The sequence below is a fragment of the Mesorhizobium ciceri biovar biserrulae WSM1271 genome, assembly GCF_000185905.1.
GTDB classification, from domain to species: domain Bacteria; phylum Pseudomonadota; class Alphaproteobacteria; order Rhizobiales; family Rhizobiaceae; genus Mesorhizobium; species Mesorhizobium ciceri.
In genome coordinates, this window is record NC_014923.1 from 5,265,803 (window position 1) to 5,292,802 (window position 27,000).

Annotated in this window: 22 protein-coding genes and 1 pseudogene; 18 read left to right on the forward strand and 5 right to left on the reverse strand. The window is 63.4% G+C overall.

Annotated features, from left to right (window positions below; genetic code table 11):
* Positions 1–300: 300 nt before the first annotated feature.
* Entirely contained in the window at positions 301–891 is a 591-nt protein-coding gene (locus tag MESCI_RS25665; RefSeq protein ID WP_013532873.1) for a TetR/AcrR family transcriptional regulator, read from the reverse strand.
* 241 nt (positions 892–1,132) lie between these two features.
* Here MESCI_RS25665 and MESCI_RS25670 point away from each other — a divergent pair, with 241 nt between their 5' ends.
* Genes MESCI_RS25670 through MESCI_RS25680 form a run of 3 tightly spaced genes read left to right on the forward strand, consistent with a single transcriptional unit; the run spans position 1,133 to position 5,724 of the window.
* A complete protein-coding gene (locus MESCI_RS25670) occupies positions 1,133–1,387 on the forward strand; it encodes a hypothetical protein (protein WP_013532874.1) in 255 nt (84 codons plus the stop codon).
* Entirely contained in the window at positions 1,381–4,557 is a 3,177-nt protein-coding gene (locus tag MESCI_RS25675; RefSeq protein ID WP_013532875.1) for an efflux RND transporter permease subunit, read from the forward strand. The genes MESCI_RS25670 and MESCI_RS25675 overlap by 7 nt, the downstream gene beginning before the upstream one ends.
* Before the next feature lie 15 nt (positions 4,558–4,572).
* Positions 4,573–5,724 carry an efflux RND transporter periplasmic adaptor subunit gene (locus tag MESCI_RS25680; RefSeq protein ID WP_013532876.1) on the forward strand — a complete coding sequence of 384 codons (1,152 nt, stop codon included), beginning with the start codon at positions 4,573–4,575 and terminating at the stop codon, positions 5,722–5,724.
* A 22-nt stretch (positions 5,725–5,746) separates the two neighbouring features.
* On the opposite strand, the gene MESCI_RS32735 is transcribed toward MESCI_RS25680, so the two are convergent.
* The gene (locus tag MESCI_RS32735; RefSeq protein ID WP_224620052.1) at positions 5,747–5,932 is read right to left on the reverse strand and encodes a type 2 periplasmic-binding domain-containing protein; all 186 of its coding nucleotides are present in this window, start codon (positions 5,930–5,932) and stop codon (positions 5,747–5,749) included.
* A 109-nt stretch (positions 5,933–6,041) separates the two neighbouring features.
* Positions 6,042–6,173, reverse strand: a pseudogene (locus MESCI_RS32740) (LysR family transcriptional regulator); the annotation flags it as partial.
* Positions 6,174–6,305: 132 nt separating this feature from the next.
* On the opposite strand from MESCI_RS32740, the gene MESCI_RS25690 reads away from it, so the two are divergent.
* The 7 genes from MESCI_RS25690 to MESCI_RS25720 all read left to right on the forward strand — a co-directional run bounded on the left by MESCI_RS25690 (position 6,306) and on the right by MESCI_RS25720 (position 15,221).
* Positions 6,306–6,998, forward strand: coding sequence for a GntR family transcriptional regulator (locus MESCI_RS25690; RefSeq protein WP_013532877.1), 693 nt, complete (start codon positions 6,306–6,308; stop codon positions 6,996–6,998).
* 35 nt (positions 6,999–7,033) lie between these two features.
* Positions 7,034–8,140: a mandelate racemase/muconate lactonizing enzyme family protein gene (locus MESCI_RS25695; protein ID WP_013532878.1), complete on the forward strand. Its 1,107-nt coding sequence runs from the start codon at positions 7,034–7,036 to the stop codon at positions 8,138–8,140.
* 1 nt (position 8,141) lies between these two features.
* Complete coding sequence (locus MESCI_RS25700; protein WP_013532879.1) at positions 8,142–9,326, forward strand: mandelate racemase/muconate lactonizing enzyme family protein; 1,185 nt, start codon at positions 8,142–8,144, stop codon at positions 9,324–9,326.
* A 247-nt stretch (positions 9,327–9,573) separates the two neighbouring features.
* Positions 9,574–11,238, forward strand: a complete 1,665-nt coding sequence (locus tag MESCI_RS25705; protein WP_013532880.1) for an ABC transporter substrate-binding protein — start codon at positions 9,574–9,576, stop codon at positions 11,236–11,238.
* Positions 11,239–11,369: 131 nt separating this feature from the next.
* Positions 11,370–12,323, forward strand: coding sequence for an ABC transporter permease (locus MESCI_RS25710; RefSeq protein WP_013532881.1), 954 nt, complete (start codon positions 11,370–11,372; stop codon positions 12,321–12,323).
* Positions 12,320–13,198, forward strand: a complete 879-nt coding sequence (locus tag MESCI_RS25715; RefSeq protein ID WP_013532882.1) for an ABC transporter permease — start codon at positions 12,320–12,322, stop codon at positions 13,196–13,198. Before MESCI_RS25710 ends, MESCI_RS25715 begins: the two co-directional genes overlap by 4 nt.
* The gene (locus MESCI_RS25720; protein WP_013532883.1) at positions 13,191–15,221 is read left to right on the forward strand and encodes a dipeptide ABC transporter ATP-binding protein; all 2,031 of its coding nucleotides are present in this window, start codon (positions 13,191–13,193) and stop codon (positions 15,219–15,221) included. Before MESCI_RS25715 ends, MESCI_RS25720 begins: the two co-directional genes overlap by 8 nt.
* A 25-nt stretch (positions 15,222–15,246) precedes the next feature.
* On the opposite strand, the gene MESCI_RS25725 is transcribed toward MESCI_RS25720, so the two are convergent.
* On the reverse strand, positions 15,247–16,149 hold the full coding sequence (locus MESCI_RS25725; RefSeq protein ID WP_013532884.1) for a LysR family transcriptional regulator: 903 nt from the start codon (positions 16,147–16,149) through the stop codon (positions 15,247–15,249).
* A gap of 111 nt (positions 16,150–16,260) precedes the next feature.
* Here MESCI_RS25725 and MESCI_RS25730 point away from each other — a divergent pair, with 111 nt between their 5' ends.
* The 7 genes from MESCI_RS25730 (at position 16,261) to MESCI_RS25760 (ending at position 24,591) form a co-directional block, all read left to right on the forward strand.
* Positions 16,261–17,916 carry an ABC transporter substrate-binding protein gene (locus MESCI_RS25730; RefSeq protein WP_013532885.1) on the forward strand — a complete coding sequence of 552 codons (1,656 nt, stop codon included), beginning with the start codon at positions 16,261–16,263 and terminating at the stop codon, positions 17,914–17,916.
* Between the two features lie 17 nt (positions 17,917–17,933).
* A complete protein-coding gene (locus MESCI_RS25735) occupies positions 17,934–18,803 on the forward strand; it encodes a DUF427 domain-containing protein (RefSeq protein ID WP_013532886.1) in 870 nt (289 codons plus the stop codon).
* 80 nt (positions 18,804–18,883) lie between these two features.
* The gene (locus MESCI_RS25740; RefSeq protein ID WP_013532887.1) at positions 18,884–19,648 is read left to right on the forward strand and encodes an SDR family oxidoreductase; all 765 of its coding nucleotides are present in this window, start codon (positions 18,884–18,886) and stop codon (positions 19,646–19,648) included.
* A 419-nt stretch (positions 19,649–20,067) separates the two neighbouring features.
* Positions 20,068–21,042, forward strand: coding sequence for an ABC transporter substrate-binding protein (locus MESCI_RS25745; RefSeq protein WP_013532888.1), 975 nt, complete (start codon positions 20,068–20,070; stop codon positions 21,040–21,042).
* 77 nt (positions 21,043–21,119) lie between these two features.
* Positions 21,120–22,205: a quaternary amine ABC transporter ATP-binding protein gene (locus MESCI_RS25750; RefSeq protein WP_013532889.1), complete on the forward strand. Its 1,086-nt coding sequence runs from the start codon at positions 21,120–21,122 to the stop codon at positions 22,203–22,205.
* Positions 22,202–24,184: an ABC transporter permease gene (locus tag MESCI_RS25755; protein ID WP_013532890.1), complete on the forward strand. Its 1,983-nt coding sequence runs from the start codon at positions 22,202–22,204 to the stop codon at positions 24,182–24,184. Before MESCI_RS25750 ends, MESCI_RS25755 begins: the two co-directional genes overlap by 4 nt.
* Positions 24,185–24,213: 29 nt before the next feature.
* Positions 24,214–24,591: a GFA family protein gene (locus MESCI_RS25760; protein ID WP_013532891.1), complete on the forward strand. Its 378-nt coding sequence runs from the start codon at positions 24,214–24,216 to the stop codon at positions 24,589–24,591.
* 15 nt (positions 24,592–24,606) lie between these two features.
* Here the strand turns inward: MESCI_RS25760 and MESCI_RS25765 are convergent, their stop codons facing one another.
* On the reverse strand, positions 24,607–25,965 hold the full coding sequence (locus MESCI_RS25765) for an NAD(P)-binding domain-containing protein (RefSeq protein WP_013532892.1): 1,359 nt from the start codon (positions 25,963–25,965) through the stop codon (positions 24,607–24,609).
* Positions 25,966–26,283: 318 nt separating this feature from the next.
* Between MESCI_RS25765 and MESCI_RS25770 the strand changes: the two genes are divergently transcribed.
* Positions 26,284–27,000 (forward strand): helix-turn-helix domain-containing protein, encoded by a 717-nt coding sequence (locus MESCI_RS25770; RefSeq protein ID WP_013532893.1) that lies wholly within the window; start codon positions 26,284–26,286, stop codon positions 26,998–27,000.

Here is a 27,000-nt window from a genome sequence, read left to right on the forward strand (position 1 = left end):
GGATTTGTATGATAATTGGCACGGCAAATCTGCACAGCAGCTATGCAAGTTTCTTTGTTGCCGAATCGTTGGGCAACTCGTAGGTTCTGGTTGTCGGCCATCTACTCCTCCCAGATGCGATGCCGACGCTGAATGGGGTGCACCTCCTCCCGCGCCACATTCGAAAATCGAGCCCGCTGCCACCTCCTCCCGGCAGCGGGCTTTTTTCGTTTGGCCGCCGGAGTTTCCATACCGCCTGGGTCAAAGGCGTACGCGGCCCTCCGTCATAGAGCCGTAACCCGCCAACAATCGTGGCGAATCTCAACCGGCGGCAGCGCCCCGGAACGAAACGATCAGCCCTTCGGCCATGCGCACGAACTGGGTGCTCGGACCTTCGGTACCCACGGTCTGCACGCTGACACGCGCGCCCTCGAACAGCAGCGACAGCGTATCGGCGAGCAGTTCGGCCTGACCAATGCCGGCATCCCGACATAGCGTCACAAGGCGCGCGCGCTGGGCTTCCTTGAGCTCCTTGATCACCAGCCTGGCCGGATGGTCCGGCTCGGTCAGCTCAGCGGCGGCGTTGGCCATGTCGCAGCCGCGGCCGTCCGCATTGAGCATGGCAGCCGCCTTGCGAACCCAGGCATGCAGCTGGGCAAGCTTGTCACCAGGGAATTCGGCCTCGAATGCTTCCCACATAGCGCCGGCCTTGGCCGCATTGGCGCGCAGGCATTCGACGATCAGTTCGTCCTTGGATTCGAAGTGACGATAGAGCGTCATCTTGTTCGTGCCGGCAGCTTCGGTGATGGCGTCGACGCCGACGCCCTTGATGCCATGCTTGTGGAACATGTCGCGTGCCGTCTCCAGGATCCGATCCCGGGGACGAGAGCGCTCCACGATGCCGTCTGCCATCATGATCTCCTTTCGTTTCCAAAAAACCCTCGGCCACCTCTTGACTAGGGTGTTACCGGTCTGTAACTTCCAGAATGTTACTTACTGGTAACACCTATATCGTCCACCGTCAATAACAAGGCCGTGAACGGCCCTGCCAGACGAGAGGGGCGAGAAACTGCCAATCATGCGGCCTCGGCCGGTGAAGAGATGAAAACGGTTCGCGAGCACGGGCTGCGAATCGACAGACAAGGAGCCGGCCATGCCACAGCGCCGCGATCTTACCATAGATGAAGCCGTCCGGGATCCGATGATCCGGCTGGTCATGAAAGCCGATGGCGTCGACCCGCGCGCCTTCGAGACGATGTTGCGCTCGCTCGCCGATACGCAGCGTGGCGAGGTGCGGTTGCTGCGTTCGCGGGACGACCTCGGTGACAAGCGCGGCCAAAGGCTGTCCAGGGTTGCCAGCGCCTTCGGGCGGGCAACAGCAGCCGGAGAGGCGTGCGTGTCGTGGTAAACTTTTTCATTCACCGTCCGATCTTCGCCTCGGCGATCGCCATCATCATGGTGCTCGCCGGGTCGATTTGTTATTTCCTGCTGCCCGTCTCGCAGTTTCCCGACATCACGCCGCCGCAGGTCGTGGTCAGCGCCCATTATCCGGGCGCCAGCGCACAAGTGGTGGCCGACACGGTGACGACGCCGCTGGAGCAGCAGATCAACGGCGTGCAGGGCATGACCTACATGTCGTCGACGAGTTCCAATGACGGCTCCTCGACCATCACCATCACCTTCGATGTCGGCTATTCGCTGAGCACCGCCGCCGTCGACGTGCAGAACCGCGTCTCGCAGGCCGCCTCGTCGCTGCCGGCGATCGTCAACCAGGGCGGCGTGACGATCAAGAAGCAGAATCCGAATTTCGTCCTCATCGTCAACCTGACTTCGCCCGACAGTTCGGTCGATCCGGTGGCGCTGAGCAATCTTGCCTATCTGCAGGTGGTCGACCCGCTGAAGCGGCTGCCCGGCGTCGGCGATGTGCAGATCTTCGGCGAGCGGCGCTATTCGATGCGCGTCTGGCTCGATCCCGACAAGCTCGCCAATCTCGGCATCACCGCCGTCGATGTGCAAAACGCCATCGCCGAGCAGAACGTCCAGGTGGCGGCCGGCAAGATCGGCCAGTCGCCGGCACCCGCGGGCACTGCCTTCGAAATGCAGGTCAACGCCGTCGGCCGCTTGAGCGATCCCAAGGAATTCGGCGACATCGTCGTGCGCGCCAACACCGATACCGGCTCGCTGGTCAGGCTGCGCGACGTCGCCCGCATCGAACTCGGCGCGCTGCAATATTCGTCGTCTGCCTTCTTCGGTAAAGACCCGACCGTGGTGCTTGCCGTTTACCAGATGCCCGGCTCCAACGCGCTCGATCTGCAGCAGCGCGTCAAGGACAAGATGCAGGAGCTGTCGGGCCGTTTCCCGAAGGGCGTGTCCTATGCGATGCACTACGACACCACCCGCTTCGTCTCGGCGTCGATGCATGACGTGCTGATCACGCTCGGCGAAGCGCTGGTGCTGGTCGTCGCTGTGGTGTTCCTCTTCCTGCAAAGCTGGCGCACGACGATCATCCCGACCATCGCCATTCCGGTGTCGCTGGTGGCGACGCTGGTCGTCATGGAGATGCTCGGCTTCTCGCTCAACATGCTGTCCCTGCTCGGCATGGTGCTGGCGATCGGCCTCGTCGTCGACGACGCCATCGTCGTGGTCGAGAATGTCGAACGACAGCTGGAGGCCGGGCTCAAACCGCTTGCGGCGACCAAGGCCGCAATGACCGAGGTCACCGGCCCGATCATCGCCACCACCGCGGTGCTGATGGCGGTGTTCGTGCCGGTCGCCTTCATTCCCGGCGTCTCCGGCAAGCTCTACAACCAGTTCGCACTGACGGTGGCGATCTCCGTCGGCATCTCCGCCTTCAACTCGCTGACGCTGAGCCCCGCGCTCAGTGCCGCCTTCCTGCGGCATCGCGGCGAAACGCAGTTCGTCCCGTTCCGCTGGTTCAACACCGGCTTCGACAGGCTGTCGCACGCCTATGCCAATGGTGTGCGCATCCTCATCCGCTTGCGCTGGATCATGCTCGGTCTGTTCGCGGCGGGGCTGGTCGCCACCTACTTCGTCTGGCAGCGGCTGCCCTCGACCTTCCTTCCGGTCGAGGACCAGGGCTATTTCTTCGTCGTCATCCAGTTGCCCGACGGCGCGTCGCTGGAACGCACCGACGCGGTGGCGCAGAAGGCGCGTGACATCCTGCAGGCGACGCCCGGCGTCGACATCGTCGGCTCGATCAGCGGCCTGAACTTCCTGACCAGTGCCGCGCAATCGAATTCGGCGGTCGAATTCGCCATCCTGAAGCCATGGGAGGAGCGGGGCCCCGACCAGAGCGCGTCGAAGCTCGTCGCCGATGTGCGCGGCAAGCTGATGCAGATCCCGGAGGCCTTTGCGCTGAGCTTCGATCCGCCGTCGATCCCCGGTATCGGCACGACGGGCGGCTTCGAGTTCGTCGTCGAGGATCTGACCGGCCGCGGCAGTTCAGCCCTCAACGATGCGACGCAAGCCGTGATCGCCGAGGCGCGCAAGCAGCCGGAAATCAACCCGCAGCAGCTGTTCTCGCCGTTTTCGACCTCGACGCCACAGTTCAACTACGACCTCGACCGCAGCAAGGCCAAACTGCTCGGCCTCAACCTGCCTGACGTCTTCAACACGCTACAGATCTATCTCGGCTCGCTCTACGTCAACGACTTCAACCTGTTTGGCCGCACCTTCCGGGTGACCATCCAGGCCGACAAGGATGCACGTGCAGGTGCCGCCGACATTTCGCGGCTCTATGTGCGCAATGCCTCCGGCGGCATGGTGCCGCTCTCGACGCTGGGCAAACTCGTGCCCTTCGTCGGCCCGGAGACCGTGCCGCACTACAACAACAATGCCTCGGCCTCGATCAATGGCGGCGCCGCACCGGGCTTTTCCTCCGGCCAGGCGGTTGCCGCCATGGAACGGGCCGCTGCAACCGCGCTGCCAAGGGATTTCGGTTTCGAATGGACCGGCATCACCTTCCAGGAGCTCAAGGCAGGATCGATCGCGTCCGTCGTCTTCGGCCTCGCCATTGTCTTCGTCTTCCTGATCCTGGCGATGCAGTATGAGAGCTGGGCGATGCCGTTCATGGTGCTGTTGGCGGTGCCACTGGCCCTGTTCGGCGCCTTCGCAGCGTTGTTGCTGCGTGGCATGCAGATCGACGTCTACTCGCAGATCGGCTTCGTCATGCTGATCGGCCTGGCGGCCAAGAATGCGATCCTGATCGTCGAATTCGCAAGGCGACGGCGCGAGGAAGGCCTCAGCATCGTCGACGCGGCGATGGAGGCGGCACGGCTCAGGCTGCGGCCGATCCTGATGACGGCCTTCGCCTTCATCCTCGGCGTGCTGCCGCTGATGTTTGCGACCGGCGCCGGTGCGGCAAGCCGGCAGTCGATCGGCACCACCGTGTTCGGCGGCATGGTCGCGGCGACCATCCTGTCGCTGGTGTTCGTGCCGGTGTTCTACGCGGTCATCGAACAGCTGCGTGAACGCCGCGGCAAAGACGAGCCCACCTCTCAAGACAATGAACCAACTGCTGAGCACGCTTTACCGCCCCTGGCGGAAGCGGCCGAATAAGATTGGAGACTGATCATGCGTAAATGGAAAATCGCGTTGGGAACGGCTGTCGCGCTGGGTGCGATCTCGGTGGCCAGCGTCCACCTGCTCGATATGGGCAATCTCAGCCTCAATGCCGGCACGGCAGGTGCGGCGCCCGCCCCGGCGGCGTTCGTCATGCCGGTGCCGGTGGTCAGTGTCGTCAAGAAGACGATCCCGATCTACCTCGACTATGCCGCGCGGACAGAGCCGATCCGCAGCATCACCTTACAGGCGAGGATTCCCGGCTATCTGCAGGAGCAGACCGCAGCCGACGGCGTCGACGTCCGGCAAGGCGATCTTCTCTACAAGATCTCGCCTGACGACTTCCAGGCGGCGCTCGACCAGGCCAAGGCCCAGGTGCAGCGCGACACGGCGACGCTCGACTATGCCCGCTCGAATCTTGGTCGCGGCACCGAGCTCGCCAAGAGCGGCTACCTCGCCAAGGACGGCTTCGACCAGCGCACCAGCACCTTGCGCGAAGCGCAGGCATCGCTGGCGCTGAACCAGGCGGCGGTCCGCACGGCAGAGCTCAATCTGAGCTACGCTGAAATCCGGGCGCCGTTTGCCGGGCGCCTTGGCCGCAACCAGGCCTCGGTCGGAACGCTGGTCAGCGTCGCCGGCACCGTGCTCAACACGCTGGTGCAGCTCGACCCGATCTACGTCACCTTCAACCCGAGCGAGACGGATCTGACCGAGATCGAGCAAGCCCGTGCGAACGGCCCGATCGAAGTGGATGTCCTGCTCCCCGGCCAGACCGAGGCAAGCCAGAAGGGCGAGCTTACCTTCATCGACAATTCGGTCGACCGCTCGACCGGCACGATCACGGCGCGCGCGACGATCGGCAATGGCAAGTTTACGCTGCTGCCGGGCCAGTATGTCCGTGTCCGGCTGCATGTGAGAGAGCAAGCCGATGCGCTGATGGTGCCCCAGACGGCGCTGGGCTCAAGCCAGCTCGGCAAATATCTCTATGTCGTCGGCAAGGGCAACACGGTCGACCAGCGGCTGGTTTCGCTCGGACCGACGAGCGGCGATCAGGTCGCCATCCTCAGCGGCGTCGCCGAGGGCGACCAGGTGATTACGGGCAATCTGCAGAAGATCGGCCCCGGAGCGCCCGTATCGCCGATACCGGAAAAGCCGGCCACCTGAACACCCCCGTCAGGATCCGGCTTCAGCGCGGCGCCCCGGCCTTCCCACAGGTCGCGGGCGCCGCTCGACTGAGCAGTTCCACCAGGCCGGCAACATCGGCCCGGTCGGCCTTGGCCGGCGGCATGAATGCACAATAGGGGTGCCCGAGGCGCACCGAGACGGAGGAGAGCGCAATCAGCCGACCGGCCTCCAGATCGGCGCGCGCCATGACCCACTGGCCAAGCGCGATGCCCAGGCCGAGCCTTGCCGAGGCGATCGGCGTCGGTGAGCGCGATGCGGTTGCCGCTGCGCACGAACAGCTGCTTGCCGAACCAGGTTTCGAGATTGCGTATCTGCTGGCTGACCGCTGCAGAGGACACGCCGAGTTCAGAGGCGGCCAGAGTGAAGCTGCCGGCACGGGCGGCAACTTCAAAAGTCTTGATCGCATTCAGCGGCGGCAACCGTTCCACAGCGGCCCCATATGACTCGCCAGAGGGAATTTCGAAACGGTCTCAGCAGCGTTGGCCAATCAATTGAGATACCCTCTTGTTAGATTGTCGACAATCTGCTTGTCTTGCTTTCGGTTTCCTGGGAGTGGCCGAATGGCGAAAGCGGATTTCAGTCCGATCGCGGACACGACGCGACGCGCCGAGATCGTTGCGCTGTTGCGGCGCGCGATCCTGACCGGGCAGCTCGCACCCGGCCAGAAGCTCAACGAACTGCGGATTTCCGAACAGATGCGGGTCAGCCGCGCGCCGCTGCGCGAGGCGATGCGCGAGCTGGTCCAGGAAGGCATCCTGACCAGCATCCCCTATGCCGGCACCTTCGTCATCGAGGTCACAGCCAAGGACATCGACGATGCCTATTCGTTCAACAAGGTGATGGACGAGCTGGCCATCGAGCGGGCGTGGCCGCTGCGTGACCAGCGCTTCTTCGACGAGCTCGACCGGCGCCACGAAGCCGTGAAGCAGGCGACCCGCGCATTGGACACGACACGCCAGATCGAAACCGCGCTGCAACTGCATGGCCTGATCTACGAATGGGCCGACAATTCGGTGCTGCTGGAAACCTGGCAGCGGCTGACCAGCCGGCTGCAGATGTATTTCGCGCTCCACCAGCATGCCCGCAACGAGCCGGTGCCGGCCGAAGACGTTCACGAAACCTATGTGCGGTTGCTGAAGGGCAAGGACATGCGTGCGGCCCAGTGCCATGCCAGGGAGCATATCGATCTCGACTTCGAGGAGTTGCTTGCCTACGCCCGCGGCCTCGAACAACGCCCATCGAGGGGCGCCTGACCCGTTCCCAACACCACAGACAGCGGACAAGACACGTGCAGATCGAGACCATCAAGGCCTACCACGTCATGCAGCCCTTCGTTGACGGGCCATACCGCATGTCGAAGGGGCGCGAGGCCGACGCCTTCGACGCCGTGATCGTGTCCATGACATCAGACAGCGGCATCACCGGCTGGGGCGAGATGGCGCCGCTCGGCAATTTTTACTCAGCCGCCTTCCCCGCCGGCGTTCGCGCCGGCGTGGTCGAGATCGCGCCGCATCTGATCGGCCGCGATCCGCGCGGGCTGGCCAGCATCGGGCGGCTGATGGACACGATGTTCAAGGGCCATCCCTACATCAAGTCGGCGCTCGACATGGCCTGCTGGGATCTGGCGGCGCGCGCAGCCGACGTGCCGCTGGTCACGCTGCTCGGCGGCAAGGAAAGCGACACCGCGGAACTCTACAAGGTCGTCACGCACGGGAGCGTCGACGCCATGGCCGCGCTGGCCAAGCGCATCGTCAAGGACGGCTTCCACCGGCTGCAGGTCAAGGTCGGCGGCAATGTCCATGACGACATCGAACGCGTCATCGCGGTTGCCTCCTCGGTGCCGAAAGGCACGGTCATCTTCTGCGACGCCAATGCCGGCTGGACGCCCTACCAGGCGCGCCAATTCGCCGATGCCACGCGCGCCATCGACTACACGTTCGAGCAGCCCTGCACCACGATCGATGAAAACATGTCGGTGCGCCGCATGCTCGACAAGCCGATGGTGCTCGACGAATCCGTCACCTCGCTCGAGGCGATGCTGGAAATTCATCGCCTGGGCGCGGCCGACGGGCTGACGCTGAAGATCTCGCGCCTCGGCGGCGTGACGAAGACGCGCCAGATCCGCGACGTTGCCGTCGACCTCGGCTTCATGATCACGGTCGAGGACACGGGCGGCGCCGAGATCGACACCGCGGCGATGGCGCATCTGTCGCTGTCGACGCCGGAAGAGCGCCGGCTGCACGCCATCGCCTTCCATGAATGGGTGACGGTGCGCACGGCATCGAACATGCCACCAGTCACCGGCAGCCGCATGGGCATTCCAGACGGGCCGGGTCTCGGCATAGACGTCGTTCCCGATCTGCTCGGCGCGCCGTTCTTCGAGGTCGGGCGCTGAGATGAAAATCCGCAGCATCAAAGCCACGCCGATCAATCTGCGCCTCGAAGCGCCCTATGCCTGGGTGTTCGGCGAACTCGACGGATTTTCCCCGACCGTCGTCGAAGTCGAGACCGAGGATGGCCTGGTCGGCCTCGGCGAAGCGCCGACGCCAGCGGCGGCCGCGATCATCAACGATGTCCTGGCGCCGCGGCTGGTCGGGCGCGATGCCTTCGACATCGCCGGCGCCGAGCATGTCTGCCTGCCCTTTTGGACCGGCGTGCAGTCGATCAACGACCGCACACGCATCATGGCTTTCGGCGCCATCGAGATGGCTTTGTGGGACCTGCGCGGCAAGGCGTGGAACCAGCCGCTCTACCAGTTGCTCGGCGGCGCCGTACGCAAGGATATCCCGTTCACCGACTATTTTTCGCTGCGCGGTGATGGGCCAAAGGTGAAGGGCGAGACGGCGCCCGAGGAAGTCGCCGACTATTGCGTCGAATTGCACGAGACGCATGGAACGACTTTCTTCGAAGGCAAGTTCTCGACCGAAGATCCGAAAATCTCGCTCAGGATGGTCGAGCTGATCCGCAGAAAACTCGGCGACGATGCGATGATCCGTATCGATTCCAACCAGGCGTATTCGCTCAGCACCGCGCGGCGGCTGGCGCGCCCGCTGGAAGAGTTGGGCGTGCGCAACTGGGAGGATCCGGTGGCGACCATCGAGGAGATGCGCGAGTTGCGGCGCCATTGCTCGATCCCGTTCTCGACCCACAACATCGACATTGCGCGCGCCATGGAAACCAAAGTGCCGGACGCGTTCGTCGGCAACCCGACGACGCATGGCGGCATCGGCCGGCTGCTGCGCTTCGTCGGCGCCTGCGAGCATGCCGGGATCGATTTCTGGTGCTACAGCGGCGACAGCGGCATCGGCAGCGCCGCCTATCTGCATCTGTGCGCGGCACTCGGCTGGATCAGGGAGCCGAACCAGTCGCTGTTTCGCATGCTGCCGATGGATGTCACCGAGGAAGGACCGTTTTCGCCGAAGAACAATGTCGTGCGCGTTCCGGAAGGTCCCGGTCTCGGCGTCACCTTGTCGCGCGAAAACCTCGCTGCCTGTCACAGAGACTTTACCGAGAAAGGACCGTGCAACAAGTATCATGACCCGGCAAAGCCCGGAACCTATCGCCGTTTGCCGCTGAACTAGATGACGGCTAGCGGCCAAGACCGACGGCCAGACACGAGAAGCCAACCGCCGCGACTTCGGTCGGGAAGGTTGGACAAAGACGGTGGAAGTCGTGCAGCCAACAATCCCGAGCGTCCACGCCACGACTGGATGGACCGGACAAAACCGCATGCTAAAGTTCCGGTAGACAGGCCTCCGATGCCGGGAAAATGGAGCAATCCACGAAAATTTCGTCAACCATAAGAAATAGGGGAAAGGGTAAAAACCCATGAGCAAGAACCACAGCATTCTCGACCTGATCCGGCGCAATCGCACGCCGCTTGAAAATCACCTGATCGACGGCCTCGTCGACGGCAGGGTCAGCCGCCGCGACTTCGTCCGTCACGGCAGCCTGCTCGGCCTGTCGCTGCCGCTGCTGGGCCGCATAGGCATGGCCGCCGGCCTTGGCGGCATGCCGTCGCTGGCGCGCGCCCAGGGCGCGCCGGGCGCCACCATCCGCGTCGCCAGCAGTGTGCCGGCGGCGACGATCGACCCGGTCAGCATTGCGGACGCCGGCGGCCTGCTGATCATGCAGCAGGTTGCCGAATTCCTTTGCGTCGACGGCCCCGATCTGGTGCTGCAGCCGGCCTTGGCCGAAAGCTGGAAACCGAACGACAACGGCACGGTGTGGACCTTCAAGCTGCGCAAGGGCGTAAAATTCCACAGCGGCGGCGAGATGAAGGCCGACGACGTCGTGGCCAGCATCGACCGCCTTGCCGACCCGGCCAACTCGTCCAATGCGCTGTCGGTGTTCACCGGCATCCTGCAGAAAGGCGCTTCAAAGAAGGTCGACGACTACACGGTGGAATTCCACCTCGATGCGCCGAACGGCAACTTCCCCTACATGCTGTCGTCCGACAACTACAACGCCGTCATCATCCCGGCGAGCTACAAGGGCGACTACGAAAAGAGCTTCGACGGCACCGGGCCGTTCAGAATTGAGAAATACACGGCAAAGGTCGGCGCGTCCTTCGTCCGCAACGAGGACTATTGGGGTCCCAAGGCCTTGCCCGAGCGCACCGAATTCACCTTCTTCACCGACATGCAGCCGCAGATCCTGGCGCTGCAGGGCGGACAGGTCGACATCATCAACCAGATGCCGGTGTTGGCCGGCGTCGCTCTGCTCAACGATCCGAACATCGACATCATCAGCCTGAAGTCGTCGGCCCATCAGCAGCTGCACATGCGCTGCGACGAGGGTCCGTTGAAGGATGCGCGCGTGCGCCGAGCCATTGCGCTCTGCCTCGATCGCGACAAGCTGGCCGCCGGCCTGATGAAGGGACGCTCCGCCCTGGGCAATGACAGCCCGTTCGCCGCCGTCTATCCTTCGACCGATACGAGCGTGCCGCAACGCAAGCAGGATATCGCCCAGGCCAAGCAGCTCATGGAAGCAGCCGGCCTTGGCCAGGGCTTCAAGATAACCCTGACCACCGAACGCTACCTGGAAATCCCCGAATACGCCCAGCTCATCCAGAACTGGGTCAAGGAGATCGGCGTCGAGCTCGACCTCAACATCCTCGACCAGAGCGGCTATTACGGAGACGCGGTGTTCGGCAAGTCGAACTGGCTGGATTCGGTGATGGGCATCACCGACTACGGCCACCGCGGCGTGCCGAACGTCTATCTTGCGGCACCGCTGAAGAGCGAAGGCACCTGGAATGCGGCGCATTTCAAGAACAAGGACTATGACGCGCTGGCGACCAGCTACATCGCAGCACTCGACCTCGAGGCGCAGAAGGCCGACGCCGGCAAGATCCAGAAGCTGTTGCTCGAGGAAACGCCTGTTATTTTCGGCTATTTCTACGACTATCTGACGGCGACGGCGAAGGGCGTGGCCGGCGTACAGCCGACCGCCATGTCGCAGCTGTTCCTCGACAAGGCATCGAAAGCCTGAACTAACTCTTTGTTGGAGCATGACCTTTTCCGAAAACCGGTCCCCACTTTTCGGGATCATGCTCAAAGGGAAAGCCAATCCTCTAACAGCCAGCTCCCGCATGGGGGCTGGCTCCACAAGGAGTCTTAGCCATTCTCTCCTTCCTTGCCCGGCGTGTCTCGCTGTCGCTGGTGACGCTGTTCCTGCTCAGCATCATGGTGTTCCTGGGCGGCCAGGTGCTGCCCGGCAATGTCGGGCGCGCCATATTGGGTCCGTTCGCCGACCAGCGCGCGGTCGACGCGCTCAATCACACGCTCGGCGTCGATCGCCCGCTGCTGGCACAGTACTGGGGCTGGATCTCCAATTTCGTCCAGGGCGACATGGGCACGTCCTACATCTTCCGCTCGCCGGTCGCGCCTTTCGTCATCGATGCGCTCGGCAATTCGATGAAGCTGGCGGCGGTCGCCTTCGTGCTGGTGGTACCGATCGGCATCCTCGGCGGCGTCGTCGCCGCGCTCAACCTCAACCGCCCGCTCGACCGCATCATCAGCCTCGGCGGTCTGTCGGTGACGGTGCTGCCGGAATTCGTCACCGGCATCATCCTGATCCTGATCTTTGGTGTCTGGCTGCGCTGGCTGCCGATATCGGCCGCATGGCCGCGCGACGCCGGCTTCTTCACGCAGCTCTACTACCTGATCCTGCCGTCGCTGCCGCTGTTCCTGGTGCTGTTCGGCTACATCGCCCGCATGGCGCGCTCCGGCATGATCGAAGCGCTCGATTCCGACTACACGCGAACGGCCGTGCTGAAGGGCCTGCCCTGGCGCACGGTGATCTGGCGCCATGTGCTGCGCAATGCGCTGCTGCCGACCATCACCGTTATCGCCACGCAGACCGGCTACCTCATCGGCGGCCTTGTCGTCATCGAAACGCTGTTTCGCTACCAGGGCATCGGCTCGCTGATCTTCACTGCCGCGCGCGGCAAGGATTTCCCGATGCTGGAATCCGGCATCCTCACCATCGGCATCGTCTATGCCGTGGCCACTCTTGTCGCCGACTTCCTCTACTCCGTGCTCAATCCGCGCATCCGGCTGGGGTCAGACCAATGAGCACCATCCAGACCACCTCCTCGACACCCGACGACACGCGCCCGCGCGGCCCGCTGGCCGAGGTCTTCTTCTCGCTGCTGCGCTCGCGAACATTCCTTGTCGGTTTCTCCATCGTGCTGTTCTGGGTTGCCTGCGCGCTGTTCGGCGAGCACTTCGCACCCTACGACCCGCTCGCCGACGACATCATCAACGCGCTGGCGCCGCCTTCTTCCGAACACTGGTTCGGCACCGACCAGATCGGCCGCGACGTCTTCTCGCGCGTCATCGTCGGCTCGCGCGACATCCTGACCGTCGCCCCGCTGGCGACCTTGCTGGCGACAGTGGCCGGCACGGCGCTCGGCCTCGTCACCGGCTATTTTCGCGGCCTCGTCGACGATGTCGTCAGCCGAATCCTGGAAGCCTTCATGGCGATCCCGGTGGTCATCGTTGCGTTGCTGGCGATCGTTGCGCTCGGCACCTCGAAGACGACGGTCATCGTCGTCATCGGCTTGAGCTTCGCGCCGATCATCGCGCGCACCGTGCGCTCCGCGGTGCTGGCCGAGCGTGAACTCGACTATGTCGCTGCCGCGCAGCTAAGGCATGAAAGTGCCCTGCATACGATGTTCGTCGAGATCCTGCCCAACGTCATTCCGCCGATCCTGGTCGAAACCACTGTGCGGCTCGGCTATGCCATCTTCGCCGTCGCCACGCTCTCCTTCATGGGTTTCGGCATCCAGCCGCCCTCGCCCGACTGGGGGCTGTCGATCTCCAACAATTACGGCATGATCGGCGGCGGCTTCTGGTGGACGGTGCTGTTCGATGCGCTCGCCATCGCCTCGCTGGTCATCGGCGTCAATCTGGCGGCCGACGGCGTTCACGGAGCGCTCAATGACTAACTCCGCCAAGGCCGAAAACGCACTCGAAGTCACCGATCTTTCGGTTGCCTACCGCGTCGCCGGCCGCAACCGCGCCGTGCTGCGTAACCTCAGCCTCACCATCGGCCAGGGCGAAGCCTATGGCCTGGTCGGCGAATCCGGCTGCGGCAAATCCACCGTGGCGCTTACGGTGGTGCGCTATCTGCCGAGAAACGGTTCTATCACCGGCGGCACGATCTCGCTCGACGGCCAGAACGTGATGAAACTCGACGCCGAGGCGCTCAGGCGGGCGCGCGCGGAAAGCGTCTCCATGGTCTATCAGGACCCGGGCAAGGCGCTGAACCCGTCGATCCGCGTCGGCCGTCAGTTGACCGAGATTTTTGAACTCGGCGGTATTTCGGGACAAGCGGCCACCGACCGGGCGATTGCGATGCTCAATCGCGTGCGCATCTCCGATCCGATGAGCGTGATGCAGCGCTACCCGCACCAGCTTTCCGGCGGCATGCAGCAACGCGTGGCGATCGCCATGGCGCTGGCCAACGATCCCTCGATGCTGATCCTCGACGAGCCGACCACCGGCCTCGATGCGACGGTAGAGGCCGAAGTGCTCAACCTGATCGCACAGCTGCGGCAAGAACTGTCGGCCTCGATCCTGTTTATCAGCCACAACCTCGCCGTCGTCTCCAACATGTGCGACCGCGTCGGCGTGCTCTATGCCGGCATGCTGGTCGAGGAAGGGCCGACGGAGGTCGTCTTCAACGACCCGCGCCATCCCTACACCGTAGCCTTGCTGCGCTGCCTGCCGCGCGGGGGCCAGCGCAAGGACCAGGGCCGCCTCGATACCATTCCCGGCTTCCTTCCCGGCATCGGGGCCGACATCAAGGGCTGCGCCTTCGCCGATCGCTGCGCGCTCGCCGACGACCGCTGCCGCAGCGAATTGCCACCGCTCTACGATCTGGGCGGCCGGCTGTCGCGCTGCTTTCATCACGACAAGGCGCAGGCGCTGCCGCGTGCGACACCGAGCGATGTGGCGCCTGTACCAAGGGCGGCGGCAGCGCCGGTGCTGCGCGTCACCGGGCTGAACAAGACCTATGCCAGCCATGGCCATGCACTGCGCGCCGTGAAGGACGTGTCGCTCGACCTGCGGCCTGGCGAAACGCTCGGGCTGGTCGGCGAATCCGGCAGCGGCAAAACGACCTTCGCCAGGCTGCTGCTCGGCCTTGTGCCGCCGGACGCAGGCGGCACGATCGAGCTGGAAGGCAAGGCGCTGGCGCCCAGGCTGGAGAACCGCAGCGACGACCAGATCAAGGCGATGCAGATCGTCTTCCAGAACCCGGACTCCGCACTCAACCGATCGCATTCGATCCGGCATCTGATCGGACGCGCGCTGAAGCGGCTGGCGGGCCTCTCCGGCAAGGCGCTGGAGGCTCGTCTCAACGACCTCGTCCGCTCGGTGCGGCTCACCGACCGCCATCTTGCCGTCAAGCCACGCCAGCTCTCCGGCGGCCTGAAGCAGCGCGTCGCCATTGCCCGCGCCTTCGCCGGCGACCCGCGCATCGTCGTCTGCGACGAGCCGACCTCGGCGCTCGACGTCTCGGTGCAGGCGGCCATCCTCAATCTGCTCGCCGACCTGCAGTCGAAGGAAGACGTCAGCTACATCTTCATCTCGCATGATCTGGCCGTGGTGCGTTACCTCTCCGACAAGATCGCCGTGCTCTATCTCGGCCGCATCATGGAGCTCGGACCGTCGGAAGAGGTCTTTTCCGGGCCGCATCATCCCTACACCGAAGCGCTGCTGTCGGCCGTGCCCAAACTCGACCAGACCGAGACGGCGCGCATTCGTCTCGACGGCGAAATCCCGAGCGCCACCAATCCGCCGTCGGGCTGCGTGTTCCACACGCGCTGCCCGCGCAAGATCGGTCCGATCTGCGAACAGCAGGAGCCGCCGCTGAGCGAGGCCCAGCCCGGCCATTCGATCCGCTGCCACATTCCATATGCCGAACTGGCCAGGCTGCAGAGAGCGGCCGTGACCGAGCCGGCATAGCGCCGCGCTTCCGTGGCTTGGCCAGTCAGACCTGGCCGGCCATGCTGAGAGCACGGTCACCTTCCGAAAAGCCCTGCCCTTCGGCCCAGTCCCTGGCCAGCGTGCGCAGGCCTGTGAGCGCGACATCCAGGACATCCGAAGAAACAGGATTGGAGGGATAGGCGAGGTAGATCGGCCGCTGGAACACCGGCGCGTCGTCGATGCGCCGCATTTCGCCGCGCTCGATATGGCCGCTGACGGCGCTGAGCGGCAGATAGGCGGCGGCCTGCTGCGACAGGACATGCTGCAGCCCGATGAAGACCAGCCCCGCCGATATGGCCGGCTTGACCATGCCGGCAAAGGCGCGGTCGTGCTCGATGCGGAACTCAAGCCCCCAGTCCATCAGGATGTAGTTTTCGGTCCACGGCCTGTTCTGCGCGGCGTGCTGCACCAGCACGACCTGATCGACGGCCAGCGTTTCGTAGACGATGCCGGGATGCGGCCGCGGCAGATAGAGGATGCAGATATCGAGCAGGCCTTCCGCCAGTTGGTCGATCGCCGAGTCCGGAAAGCTGCCCTCCAGCCGCAGCGCCACGTTCGGCCGCCTGGTGCGCATCCACTCGACCCATGGCGAGGTGATGCGGTCCCACAGATAGGCAGGCGCGGTCAGCCGCAGCAAGGTCTCGTAGCCATCGGGAACGGCGATGTCCTGCCGCGATTGCTCCCAGGTGCGGGTGATGGAAGAGGCATGTGGCAGGAACTGCCGGCCGGCCGGCGTCAGCGTGACGCCATCGCGGTCGCGCACGAAAAGCCGGCGGCCCAACTGCTCCTCCAGCCCCCTGATCCGTGCGCTGACGGTGGACTGCGCGAGGTTGAGCCGGCTGGCTGCGACGGTGAAGCTGCCATGGGTGGCGACTTCGAGAAAGCTGCGCAGATTTTCAGTGTCCATGCCCACCTCTGCATCGAAAATTTCGATGACCCTATCAAAAAATATCGCTTTCCGGCGACAGTCAACAATGAACTAGATGGCCGAACCCCAAGACAAGCGAGGAATCCAGCCATGCCCAAGCATTTCCGGATGATCGACAACGCTCGCAGAACGCTCACTGCAATCGAAAATTCCGCTGTCGACGAATTGCTGGCCGGCAGGATGGACCGCCGCGACTTCCTGCGCCATGGCAGCGTGCTTGGTCTCTCACTGCCGTTCCTGGGCAGCCTTGTCGCGGCCGCCGGCCTCGGCACGCAGCAAGCACGCGCGGAGGGCAAGCCGGGCGGCACGGTGCGCGCCGGCGTGGCGACGCCGGGCGGCGCCATCGATCCCGTCACCTATTATGACAGCGGCAGCTACCAGCTGGTTTTCCAGACCGCCGAATTTCTCTGCATCACGCAGCCGGACCTCACCTTGAAGCCGGTGCTGGCGGAGAGCTGGGCGCCGAACGAGGACGGCAGCGTCTGGACGTTCAAGCTGCGCAAGGGCGTGAAATTCCACAATGGCGAGGATTTCAAGGCCGACGACGTCGTCGCGACCTTCGACCGGCTGGCCGACCCCAACGGCGCTTCCAATGCACTTTCCGTGTTCAAGGGGCTGCTGTCGAAAGGCGGCACCCGGAAGGTCGACGACCACACCGTCGCCTTCCATCTCGATGCGCCAAATGGCAGCTTTCCCTATTCGGTGTCGATCGACAATTACAACGCCGTCATCCTGCCGGCGAGCTACAAGGGCGACTACGAAAAGACGTTCGAAGGAACCGGGCCATTCCGGCTGGAGACCTACACGCCAAAGGTCGGCGCGACCTTCATCCGCAATACCGACTATTGGGGCGAGAAGGCGCTGCCTGACCGGCTCGAATTCAAATTCTACGGCGACGTGCAGCCGCGCATCCTGGCGCTGCAGGCCGGCGAGGTCGACATTCTCGACGCCATTCCGCTCGATGTAAGCCAGGTGGTGCTGAACAGTCCTGATATCACGGTGCTGCGTGTCGCTTCGACCGCGCACCGGCAGCTTCACATGCGCTGCGACACCGGCCCCTTCACCGACAAGCGCGTGCGCCAGGCGCTGGCGCTGTGCATCGACCGCTCCAAGCTGGTCGACGGGCTGTGCCGCGGCATGGCGGCGACCGGCAATGACAGCCCCTTCGCACCCGCTTTCCCCGCAACCGACAAGACGGTGCCGCAGCGCGTCCAGGATATCGCCAAGGCCAAGCAGTTGCTGGAGGCGGCGGGCCTTGCCAGTGGTTTCGACATCACGCTAACGACGCTGCGCTATTCCGACATTCCCGGCTACGCGCAATTGTTCCAGAATTTCGCCAAGGAAATCGGTGCCCGCATCTCGCTCAACATCGAAGACCAGGACAAATATTACGGCAAGGCGGTGTTCGGCCAGTCGGACTGGCTGGACAGCCCACTTGGCATCACCGACTACGCCCATCGCAGCGTGCCGAACGTCTTCCTGAAGAGCCCGCTGGTCAGCGACGGTCCGTGGAATGCGGCGCATTTCAAGAGCCCGGCCTATGACGGCATGGTCACCAGCTATCTCAAGGCGCTCGATGTCGGCGCGCAACGCGCTGCCGCCTCCGACATCCAGAAACTGCTGCTCGACGAGACGCCTGTCATCTTCAGCTATTTCCCCGATCTGCTGGTGCCGGTGCGCAAGAATGTCAGCGGCTTGCCGCCGATCGCCGCCGGCCTGCTGCTCGATCGCGTGTCCCTGAGCTGATCGTGCCTCAACGCCCGATGACAAAAGAAACAAAACGGGAGACTACCATTCGCAAGCCTCATCTGCGCGGCCGCGGGCCGCATTTTCCGCTGCTCGACAGCATCGTGCAGTACGACTTCGAGCCGGGCTACATAGCCTTCACCATGCCGACGCAGAAGCGCCTGCGCGTGCAGGTGGGGTCAATGACCGTGGCCGATACGACCAACGCCTTGGTGTTCTACGAATCCGATCATCTGCCGGTCTACTATTTTCCGATCGGCGACGTTCGCGAGGAGTTCCTGCTGCCGAGCAAGACCACGACAGAGGACCCATTCAAGGGCACAGCCACCCACTATTCGCTCAACACCGGCATCACGCTGGTCGAGGACGCGGCCTGGCGCTATCTCGATCCGGTCAAGGGCTGTCCGCCGATATCGGACTATATGACGTTCACCTGGAGCAAGATGGGGCACTGGTTCGAGGAGGACGAGGAGATCTTTGTCCACGCCCGCGATCCGTTCCGCCGCGTCGACTGCCTGCCGTCGTCGCGGCGCGTGCAGGTCATCCTCGATGGTGAGCAGGTCGCCGATTCACGCCGCGGCGTGTTCCTGTTCGAGACCGGCCATCCGGTGCGCCACTATCTGCCGATCGCCGACACGCGGCTCGATATGTTCGCGCCCAGCCGCTACATCTCGCGCTGTCCTTACAAGGGCATCTCCAACTACTATCACGTGACGACCAAGGCCAAGCGCCACGAGAACCTGGTCTGGTATTATCCTGAGCCGGTGCACGAGGCGGAGCGCATCAAGGGGCTGGTCTGTTTCCACCACGAGCTGGTCGACAAGATCCTGGTCGATGGCGTCGAAATCCCGAAGGAAGCCACGGCCGCGTCGAGCGGTTATTTCTAGGCATCGACGCCGCTTGCGCGCGGGCGCTTGATCGAAGCACGGGTCAGCGCATACCCTCCCTGGGACAGGGAGGACACTCGATGGATCTTTTCAAGCTGGATGGCGATGTCGCGCTGGTCACCGGCGCCGGCAGCGGCATCGGCCAAGCCATCGCGATCGGGCTGGCCGAGGCAGGCGCCGACATCGCCTGTTTTGGTCATGCGTCGAAAGGTGGGCTGGATGAAACGGCGCACCGGATCACGGCACTCGGCCGCAAGGCGCTGGTGCTGAACGGTACAGTGACATCGCAGAGCGATCTGGCGGCGGCGATCGATCGAGTCGAGAGCGAACTCGGTGCGCTGACCGTTGCGGTCAACAATGCCGGCATTGCCGGCTCCGAACCCGCCGAGACGATGCCGCTGGAGACGTGGCAGAAGGTGCACGAGGTCAATGTCGCCGGCGTGTTCCTGTCCTGTCAGGCCGAAGCGCGCAAGATGCTGGTGCGAGGCAAGGGCTCGATCATCAACATCGCCTCGATGTCGGGCACCATCGTCAACCGGGGCCTGACGCAGGCGCACTACAACTCTTCGAAGGCCGCCGTCATCCACATGTCCAGGAGTCTCGCCATGGAGTGGGCCGATCGCGGCCTGCGCGTCAATGTCGTCAGCCCGGGCTACACACTGACGCCGATGAACAAGCGGCCTGAGGTGGCCGAAGAGGTGAAGATCTTCAAGCGCGACACGCCGATGGGGCGGATGGCGGCGCCGGAGGAAATGGTCGGACCGACGGTGTTCCTGGCCAGCCGCGCAGCGAGCTTCGTCACCGGCCTCGACCTGATTGTCGATGGCGGCTACGTCTGCTGGTAGAGGTTCAACTTCGCCTGCAGTCTGAATTTATACGCTTCGCGCGGTGTTAGTCGTTGCGCGACATGAACCTTGATATATATAATTTCATCCCATGAAACTGGCTTGGCGAGATGGCGCTTGCCGGGTCGACAGCCGAGAACATGAGACCTTGATGGCTCGCACCTTGCAAGGCGCCGCAAGACTGGCAATCGATCCGCAGATGACCGCCCCCGCAGCGATCCGTCGGCAACCATGACGCCGACACTGCAGTCCTGTTCCATCATCACTAGAATTGAGCACCATCTTGCCTGCGCCGGCCAAAGCCGGGGCAACAATCTGGCGCCGACGGCCTTGCGCAAAGACCAGCCTTTCCAACACAATCAAGAAAAGCCGCAAGAAGGGAACGAACGATAATTTTCACAGCTTGAAGGAGAACAAGCATGTCACTTCGCAGTGTGATTTCGAACTTAACAATGGGAACCTTCGCACTCGCCGCGGCGAGTGCACTGACACCTTCCGCCCAAGCCGCCGCACCAGAATCCACCGATCCGATCAAGATCGCGCTGTTCGACTGGACCAGCGTCAATCTGAACGCCAAGATCCTTGGCGGTATCCTGGAAAAGCTCGGCTATACCGTCGAGTATCCCACGGCCGACTACCTCTCCAGCCTGACCACGGGCCTCACCAATGGCGATCTCGATGTCGGCCTGGAGTTCTGGGACACGACCGCCGGCGAAGCCATGAAGGCCTCCGATGCGACCGGCCAGACCGAACGGCTGGGCAAGCTCGGACCCAAGGCCAAGGAAGAGTGGTGGTTTCCGGAATACATGAAGGAGAAATGCCCGGGCCTGCCCAATTGGGAAGCGCTAAAGGACCCGAAATGCGCCGAAGCCTTCTCGACGGCGGAGACCGCACCGAAGGGACGCTATCTCGGCGGCCCGGTGACCTGGGAAGGCTTTGACGACGAGCGCGTCGAGGCGCTGAAACTGCCCTTCACCGTCATCCATGCCGGCACCGACGCGGCGATGTTCGCCGAGCTCGATTCCGCCTATCAGCGCAAGGCGCCGATCATGCTGTGGATCTATTCGCCGCATTGGGCGCCGGCCAAGTACAAGGGCGAGTGGGTTGAATTCCCGGAATACACGCCCGAGTGCTACAACGACCCGAAATGGGGCGTGAACCCCGACGCCAAATATGACTGCGGCAAGCCGCATGGCGAGATCTGGAAATACTCCTGGTCCGGCATGAAGGACAAATGGCCGGTCGCCTACAAGGTGGCCAAGGCCTACACGATTGACACCGATGAGCTCAACAAGATGAGCGGCGAGATCGATCTCGGCGGCAAGACACCGGAAGACGTCGCAGCTGCCTGGATCGCCGCCCACGAGGCCGACTGGAAAGCCTGGGCGCAGTGATCGTTCCGACTGGAAAAATGAGACCCGGCTGCTGACCAGCCGGGCCTCACTTGTTGATATTCCAGAGGGACGTTCGAATGACGGACAGGACTGAACAGGAGCCAAACACGGCGGGCGCGCCAAAAGACGCCCGTCCGGTAAAGCTTGCCTGCCGCAATGTCTGGAAATTGTTCGGATCGAACGCGGCCAATTTCATCCGTGAACGTGACGGCAAGGCCAGCATGGCCGACGTCACGGCTGCCGGGCTGGTCGGCGCGGTGCGCGCCGTCGACCTTGAAATCCGCCAGGGCGAGATTTTCATCATCATGGGCCTGTCGGGCTCCGGCAAGTCGACGCTGGTGCGCTGCATGTCGAGGTTGGTCGAGCCGACCCACGGCAAGGTCGAATTCGAGGGCAATGACCTGCTGAAAATCTCCGATGCAGCACTCATCGAATTGCGACGACACCGCATGGGCATGGTGTTCCAAAATTTTGCGCTGTTGCCGCATCTCAACGTGCTGGAGAACATCGCCTTCCCGCTCAGCATCCAGGGGCAGGACCGGGCGACACGCGAAGCAAGGGCGCGCGAGGTCATCGAGCTTGTCGGCTTAAGGGGTCGCGAGCATTTCTATCCGCGCGAACTGTCCGGCGGCCAGCAGCAGCGTGTCGGCATCGCCCGCAGCCTGGCGACAAAACCGGAAATCTGGTTCCTCGACGAGCCGTTCTCGGCGCTCGATCCGCTGATCCGCCGCGAGATGCAGGACGAGCTGATGCGGTTGCAGATGATGCTGCACAAGACCATCGTCTTCATCACCCATGATTTCGACGAGGCCATCCGGCTGGCCGACCGCATCGCCATCATGAAGGATGGCGAGGTCATCCAGATCGGCACGCCGGAGGAACTGGTGGTCAATCCGGCGACCGACTACGTCGCCGAGTTCACCCGCGACGTCGACCGCGCCAAGGTGATCTCGGCACGCAGCCTCATGCGCGCCTGCGACGGCTCCGAGCACGGCGGAACGGTGGCGCCGGAGGCCAAGATATCCAGCTTTTCCGCCAGCATCGTTGCCGCCAACAAGCCGTTCGCGGTCGTCAACGGCAGCGGCAAGCCGATCGGCGAGGTGACGCCGCAAGCGGTGATCGATCTGCTGGCCGGCATTGAGCGTTCCGGAGCCGGCACATGACGGCGACGGCAAGCGCCGGCGAAACACGGTCGCGCCCGGTTCAGGTCTGGCTGCTCGTCTGGGCGGTGGCACTCGCGGCCGTGCTTGTCGTGTTCCTGTTGCAAGACCGCCTGCCCTGGGCGGTCAATTATCCGGCCAGCGCCGTCGTGCCGGTCGCCGATTGGGTCAGCGCGCTGATGCGCTGGATCAAGTCGAACCTGTCGTGGCTCACCCGCTCGATCACCGCTGTGCTCGGCGTTCCGCTCGATTTCGCGCTCAATCTGCTGGCCAAGAATTTCAAGATCGGTCACGGCGCAGAAGCCTATGTCCTGCCGCGCCTGTCCTGGGTCGGCGTCTGCGCTGCCGCCTTCATCACCGGACATGCAGCCGGCGGCAGAAAGCTCAGCCTGCTGGTCGGCGGCTGCTTTCTCTATATCGCGCTGTTCGGCCAATGGACCAGCGCCATGCTGACGCTTGGGCTGATCTCCATCGCCGTGCCGTTCTGCATCGTCACCGGGCTGTTCGCCGGCATCTGGGCGTGGCGCAAGCCGTGGGCCGAAAGGCTCATCGTCTCCCCTGCCCTTGACCTGATGCAGACGATCCCGACCTTCGCCTATCTCATCCCAATGCTGCTGCTGTTCGGCAACAGCCCGGTCTCGGCGATGATTGCGACCGCCATCTTCGCCACCCCGCCGATGGTGCGAGCAACGATGCTCGGCCTGTCGCGGGTGCCGTCGGAGATCGACGATTTCAGCGAAATGGCCGGCTGCACGGCGCGGCAGAAACTGTGGCGGGTGCTGCTGCCGTCGGCGCGGCCGACACTGATGGTCGGCGTCAACCAGGTCATCATGCTGGCGCTGAACATGGTGATCATCGCTTCGATGATCGGTGCCGGCGGCCTCGGCTACGACGTGCTCCTGGCGCTACGCGCGCTGAAGGTCGGCGAGGCGATGGAAGCCGGCCTTGCCATTGTGGCACTCGCCATCGCACTCGACCGGCTGAGCCAGGCCATCGCGCACAGCCAAGCAAAGGGCCATGTCCATCAGGAGGTAAGCCCGAGCCTCTGGCGGCGCTACCCCAACCTGACGCTGGCCATCGCCATCCTTGTCGTGACAACACTGCTCGGCCTGTTCGTGCCGGCCTTGGCAGTGGTGCCGAAAGCGATCACTTTCACCACGGCGCCGCTGTGGAAGGCGGCGGTGAACTGGGTGACCATCAATTTCTTCGACACGATCGAAGCGTTTCGCGTGGCGCTCATCCTCAATCTGCTGAACCCGCTGCGCGCCTTTTGCGAGGGCTTTCCGTGGCTCGGCGCTGTCTTCCTGCTCGGCCTTGCCGGCTATCAACTCTCCGGCCTGCGTCTCGCCGTCCTCGTCGCCGCGCTGACCGCCTTCTGCGCCATCACCGGCCTGTGGGAAAAGACCATGGCGACGGTCTATCTCTGCGGTATCTCGGCCTTCATCGCCTGCCTGATCGGCATCCCGATCGGGCTGATGGCTTCGCGCAGCGACCGGTTCGAGAAGATCGTCACGCCGGTCATCGATACGCTGCAGGTGCTGCCATCCTTCTGCTTCATCATCCCGGTGGTGATGCTGTTTCGGGTCGGCGACGTCACCGCCATGATCGCGACGATCGCCTTCGCCGTGGTGCCGGCGATCCGCTACACCAATCACGGCATCAGGCAGGTGCCGCCGGCGCTGATCGAGGCGGCCAAGGTGTCGGGCTGCACGCCGCGCCAGACCTTCTTTCGCGTGCAACTGCCGCTGGCGCTGCCGGAAATCATGCTGGGCGTCAACCAGACGATCCTGATGGCGCTGGCAATGATCATCATCTGCGCCATGGTCGGCACCCGCGATCTCGGCCAGGAAGTGTTCATCGCGCTGTCCAAGGCCGATTCCGGCCGCGGCATCGTCGCGGGTCTCGCCATCGCCTTCATCGGCATCGTCGCCGACCGGCTGTTCAGCGCCTGGACGGCGAAGGCGCGCGCAAGGCTGGGTTAGGATTAGCCGCCCCGATACAGGAGAGAATGATGACCGGCCGGATCGCTCACTGCACCTGCGGCCAATTGCAGATCCGCTGCCCGCAAGAGCCGGCCAAGGTCTCGCTTTGCCATTGCCTGGACTGTCAGCGGCGGACCGGCAGTCCGTTCGGGATCGCCGCTTTCTTCGATGCCGCCGAGACCGAGATCAGCGGCTCATTCCAGACATTCCAACGCGATTCCGACAGCGGCTTTCCCGTCACCTTCCATTTCTGCGGAACGTGCGGCTCAACGGTCTTCTGGTATCCGTCACGAAAACCGGCGGCGGTAGCCGTCGCAGTCGGCTGCTTCGGAGACCCGGCATTTCCGGCGCCGACGCAGTCTGTTTATGGCGAGAGTCGCCACGGCTGGGTCGAGGCGCCGGCCTGACGGCAAGCCCACTCGTTATTCCGCCGCGACGCCCTTCACCTCGAGATAGCTCTCCATCGAATCATCCAGCGCCTGCAGCCACGGCGTATGATGCAGCGGCGCCATGGTGCCGGTCATCAGCGAGCGGTAGGCGTGGTCGCGGAAGCTCATAATGTCTTCGCCCTTGTGGTGTTCCCATTCCATGAAGGTCTGGTTGACCGCCTCGACGTCGAAACCGGGATAATCGGTCTGGTCCATCAATTCCTTGGTGTAGTCGCCCTGGAACCAGATCATCTGCTCGGCGTCTTCCAGCGTTTCCTCACGCGCGCGCCACTTCGCGCCGTGAGCGGCCATCGCCTCGGCCGAGGGCAGCTTGATGCGGCCCATGATGACGTCGCGGGCAAACCAGGCCTGCGCGTCGAACATATTGAAGGTGTAGAACTGATCCTGCATGCCGATATAGGAAAGCTGTGGGTTCTTCTCCCAGACGACGCCTTCATAGAGATCGAGCGGCCACATGCGGTTGGCTGTCTTGAGCTTCAGATCGTCGGTCAGGAAGGGGAAGGAATGCAGGTACCCGGTGCACAGGATGATGGCGTCGACATCCTTGGTCGTGCCATCCTTGAAATGCGCGGTTTTGCCGACGACCTTCTGCAGCAGCGGCACCTCTTTCCAATTCTCCGGCCATTTGAAACCCATCGGCTTCGAGCGGTAGCTGGAGGTGATGGATTTGGCGCCGTATTTGTAGCATTGCGAGCCGATGTCCTCGGCCGAATAGGAGCGGCCGATGATCAGGATATCCTTGCCCTTGAATTCCATCGCGTCGCGGAAATCATGGCTGTGCAGGATGCGGCCATTGAAGGTGGAGAAACCCTCGAAATAGGGCACGTTGGGTACCGAGAAATGCCCGGAGGCGACGACGACATTGTCGAACTCTTCGGAATAAGTGACGTCGTTGGTTCGGTCATGCGCGGTGACGGTGAATTTCTTCGTCTCGTCCGAAAACGTCACCATGCGCACCGGGCTGTTGAAGCGCACCCATTTGCGCAGGCCTGATTTCTCGACGCGCCCCTTGATGTAGTCCCACAGCACGGCGCGCGGCGGATAGGAGCCGATCGGCCGGCCGAAGTGCTCCTCGAAAGTATAGTCGGCGAATTCCAGGCATTCCTTTGGTCCGTTCGACCAGAGATAGCGATACATGGAACCGTGCACCGGATCGCCATGCTCGTCGAGACCGGTGCGCCAGGTGTAGTTCCACAGGCCGCCCCAGTCCGACTGCTTTTCGAAGCAGACGATCTCGGGAATGTCGGCGCCCTTGTCGGCCGCCGATTTGAAGGCCCTGAGCTGTGCCAGGCCGGATGGGCCGGCTCCGATGACGGCAACGCGACTTTTCATGGCAGGCCTCCCGATCTGGTTTCGACTTTTGCCTTGACGCAAATCCCAAGCGGAAAGCGCTATGCGCTTTTCCCGGAATTGCTCTTACGAAACAAATTTCACTCACAGGGACAGTAATTGGCCCTTTCGTGCTGTCAACAGCCCGGTGCGGAAACAACGTTCCGCCGATGTGGATTTCCCGCAAAAAACCGGACGCGGCCAAACGCCGGATCGTGCGCATGCGCTTTCAGGCGACTTGCCGTCGCAGTTGCGCTGCTGTATCGGCACCTGACATGTTCACCTAGAGTGAAATAAATCCGCAGGAGTGCCGGGGGCGACATGGCGAAGAAGGTTTCCGATTCCAAGGCTGGTCCAGCCGGTGCAAAGGCCAAGCCGCAGCCAAAGGTCTCGGCCGACGGGAAAACCATCCGCGCGCCGCTGACGCAGAACCCGCATGCCATTCGCGACACGCGCGAAAAGGTGCTGGAGGTGGCGATCGGCCGCGAGGTGCGCGCCTTCCGCAAGAAGCTCGGCATCACCGTCGCCGATCTGGCGGTCGCCACCGACATTTCGCTGGGCATGCTGTCGAAGATCGAGAATGGCATCACCTCGCCGTCACTGACCACCTTGCAGGCGCTGTCGCGGGCGCTCGGCGTCCCGGTCACTGCCTTCTTCCGCCGGTTCGAGGAAGAGCGCAGCGCCGTTTTCGTCAAGGCCGGCCAAGGCCTCGATGTCGAGCGCCGCGGCACGCGCGCCGGTCACCAGTACAATCTGCTCGGCCATATCGGCTCCAATACCAGCGGCGTCGTCGTCGAGCCCTATTTGATCACGCTGACCGAGGATTCCGACGTGTTTCCGACCTTCCAGCATGAGGGCATGGAGTTCCTCTATATGCTCGAGGGCGAGGTCGTTTACCGGCACGGCAGCAATCTCTACCCGATGAAGCCCGGCGACAGCCTGTTCTTCGACGCCGACGCGCCGCACGGGCCGGAACAGCTGACGAAACTGCCGATGCGGTATTTGTCGATTATCTGCTATCCGCAGAGCGCGGGTTGA

Excerpts from the sequence above, each read along its gene's own strand:
- MESCI_RS25665 (WP_013532873.1), bottom strand. The coding sequence starts at position 891 with ATGGCAGACGGCATCGTGGAGCGCTCTCGTCCCCGGGATCGGATCCTG.
- MESCI_RS25670 (WP_013532874.1), top strand. The coding sequence starts at position 1,133 with ATGCCACAGCGCCGCGATCTTACCATAGATGAAGCCGTCCGGGATCCG.
- MESCI_RS25680 (WP_013532876.1), top strand. The coding sequence starts at position 4,573 with ATGCGTAAATGGAAAATCGCGTTGGGAACGGCTGTCGCGCTGGGTGCG.
- MESCI_RS32735 (WP_224620052.1), bottom strand. The coding sequence starts at position 5,932 with ATGGCGCGCGCCGATCTGGAGGCCGGTCGGCTGATTGCGCTCTCCTCC.
- MESCI_RS25690 (WP_013532877.1), top strand. The coding sequence starts at position 6,306 with ATGGCGAAAGCGGATTTCAGTCCGATCGCGGACACGACGCGACGCGCC.
- MESCI_RS25700 (WP_013532879.1), top strand. The coding sequence starts at position 8,142 with ATGAAAATCCGCAGCATCAAAGCCACGCCGATCAATCTGCGCCTCGAA.
- MESCI_RS25705 (WP_013532880.1), top strand. The coding sequence starts at position 9,574 with ATGAGCAAGAACCACAGCATTCTCGACCTGATCCGGCGCAATCGCACG.
- MESCI_RS25715 (WP_013532882.1), top strand. The coding sequence starts at position 12,320 with ATGAGCACCATCCAGACCACCTCCTCGACACCCGACGACACGCGCCCG.
- MESCI_RS25720 (WP_013532883.1), top strand. The coding sequence starts at position 13,191 with ATGACTAACTCCGCCAAGGCCGAAAACGCACTCGAAGTCACCGATCTT.
- MESCI_RS25725 (WP_013532884.1), bottom strand. The coding sequence starts at position 16,149 with ATGGACACTGAAAATCTGCGCAGCTTTCTCGAAGTCGCCACCCATGGC.
- MESCI_RS25730 (WP_013532885.1), top strand. The coding sequence starts at position 16,261 with ATGCCCAAGCATTTCCGGATGATCGACAACGCTCGCAGAACGCTCACT.
- MESCI_RS25735 (WP_013532886.1), top strand. The coding sequence starts at position 17,934 with ATGACAAAAGAAACAAAACGGGAGACTACCATTCGCAAGCCTCATCTG.
- MESCI_RS25740 (WP_013532887.1), top strand. The coding sequence starts at position 18,884 with ATGGATCTTTTCAAGCTGGATGGCGATGTCGCGCTGGTCACCGGCGCC.
- MESCI_RS25745 (WP_013532888.1), top strand. The coding sequence starts at position 20,068 with ATGTCACTTCGCAGTGTGATTTCGAACTTAACAATGGGAACCTTCGCA.
- MESCI_RS25750 (WP_013532889.1), top strand. The coding sequence starts at position 21,120 with ATGACGGACAGGACTGAACAGGAGCCAAACACGGCGGGCGCGCCAAAA.
- MESCI_RS25755 (WP_013532890.1), top strand. The coding sequence starts at position 22,202 with ATGACGGCGACGGCAAGCGCCGGCGAAACACGGTCGCGCCCGGTTCAG.
- MESCI_RS25760 (WP_013532891.1), top strand. The coding sequence starts at position 24,214 with ATGACCGGCCGGATCGCTCACTGCACCTGCGGCCAATTGCAGATCCGC.
- MESCI_RS25765 (WP_013532892.1), bottom strand. The coding sequence starts at position 25,965 with ATGAAAAGTCGCGTTGCCGTCATCGGAGCCGGCCCATCCGGCCTGGCA.
- MESCI_RS25770 (WP_013532893.1), top strand. The coding sequence starts at position 26,284 with ATGGCGAAGAAGGTTTCCGATTCCAAGGCTGGTCCAGCCGGTGCAAAG.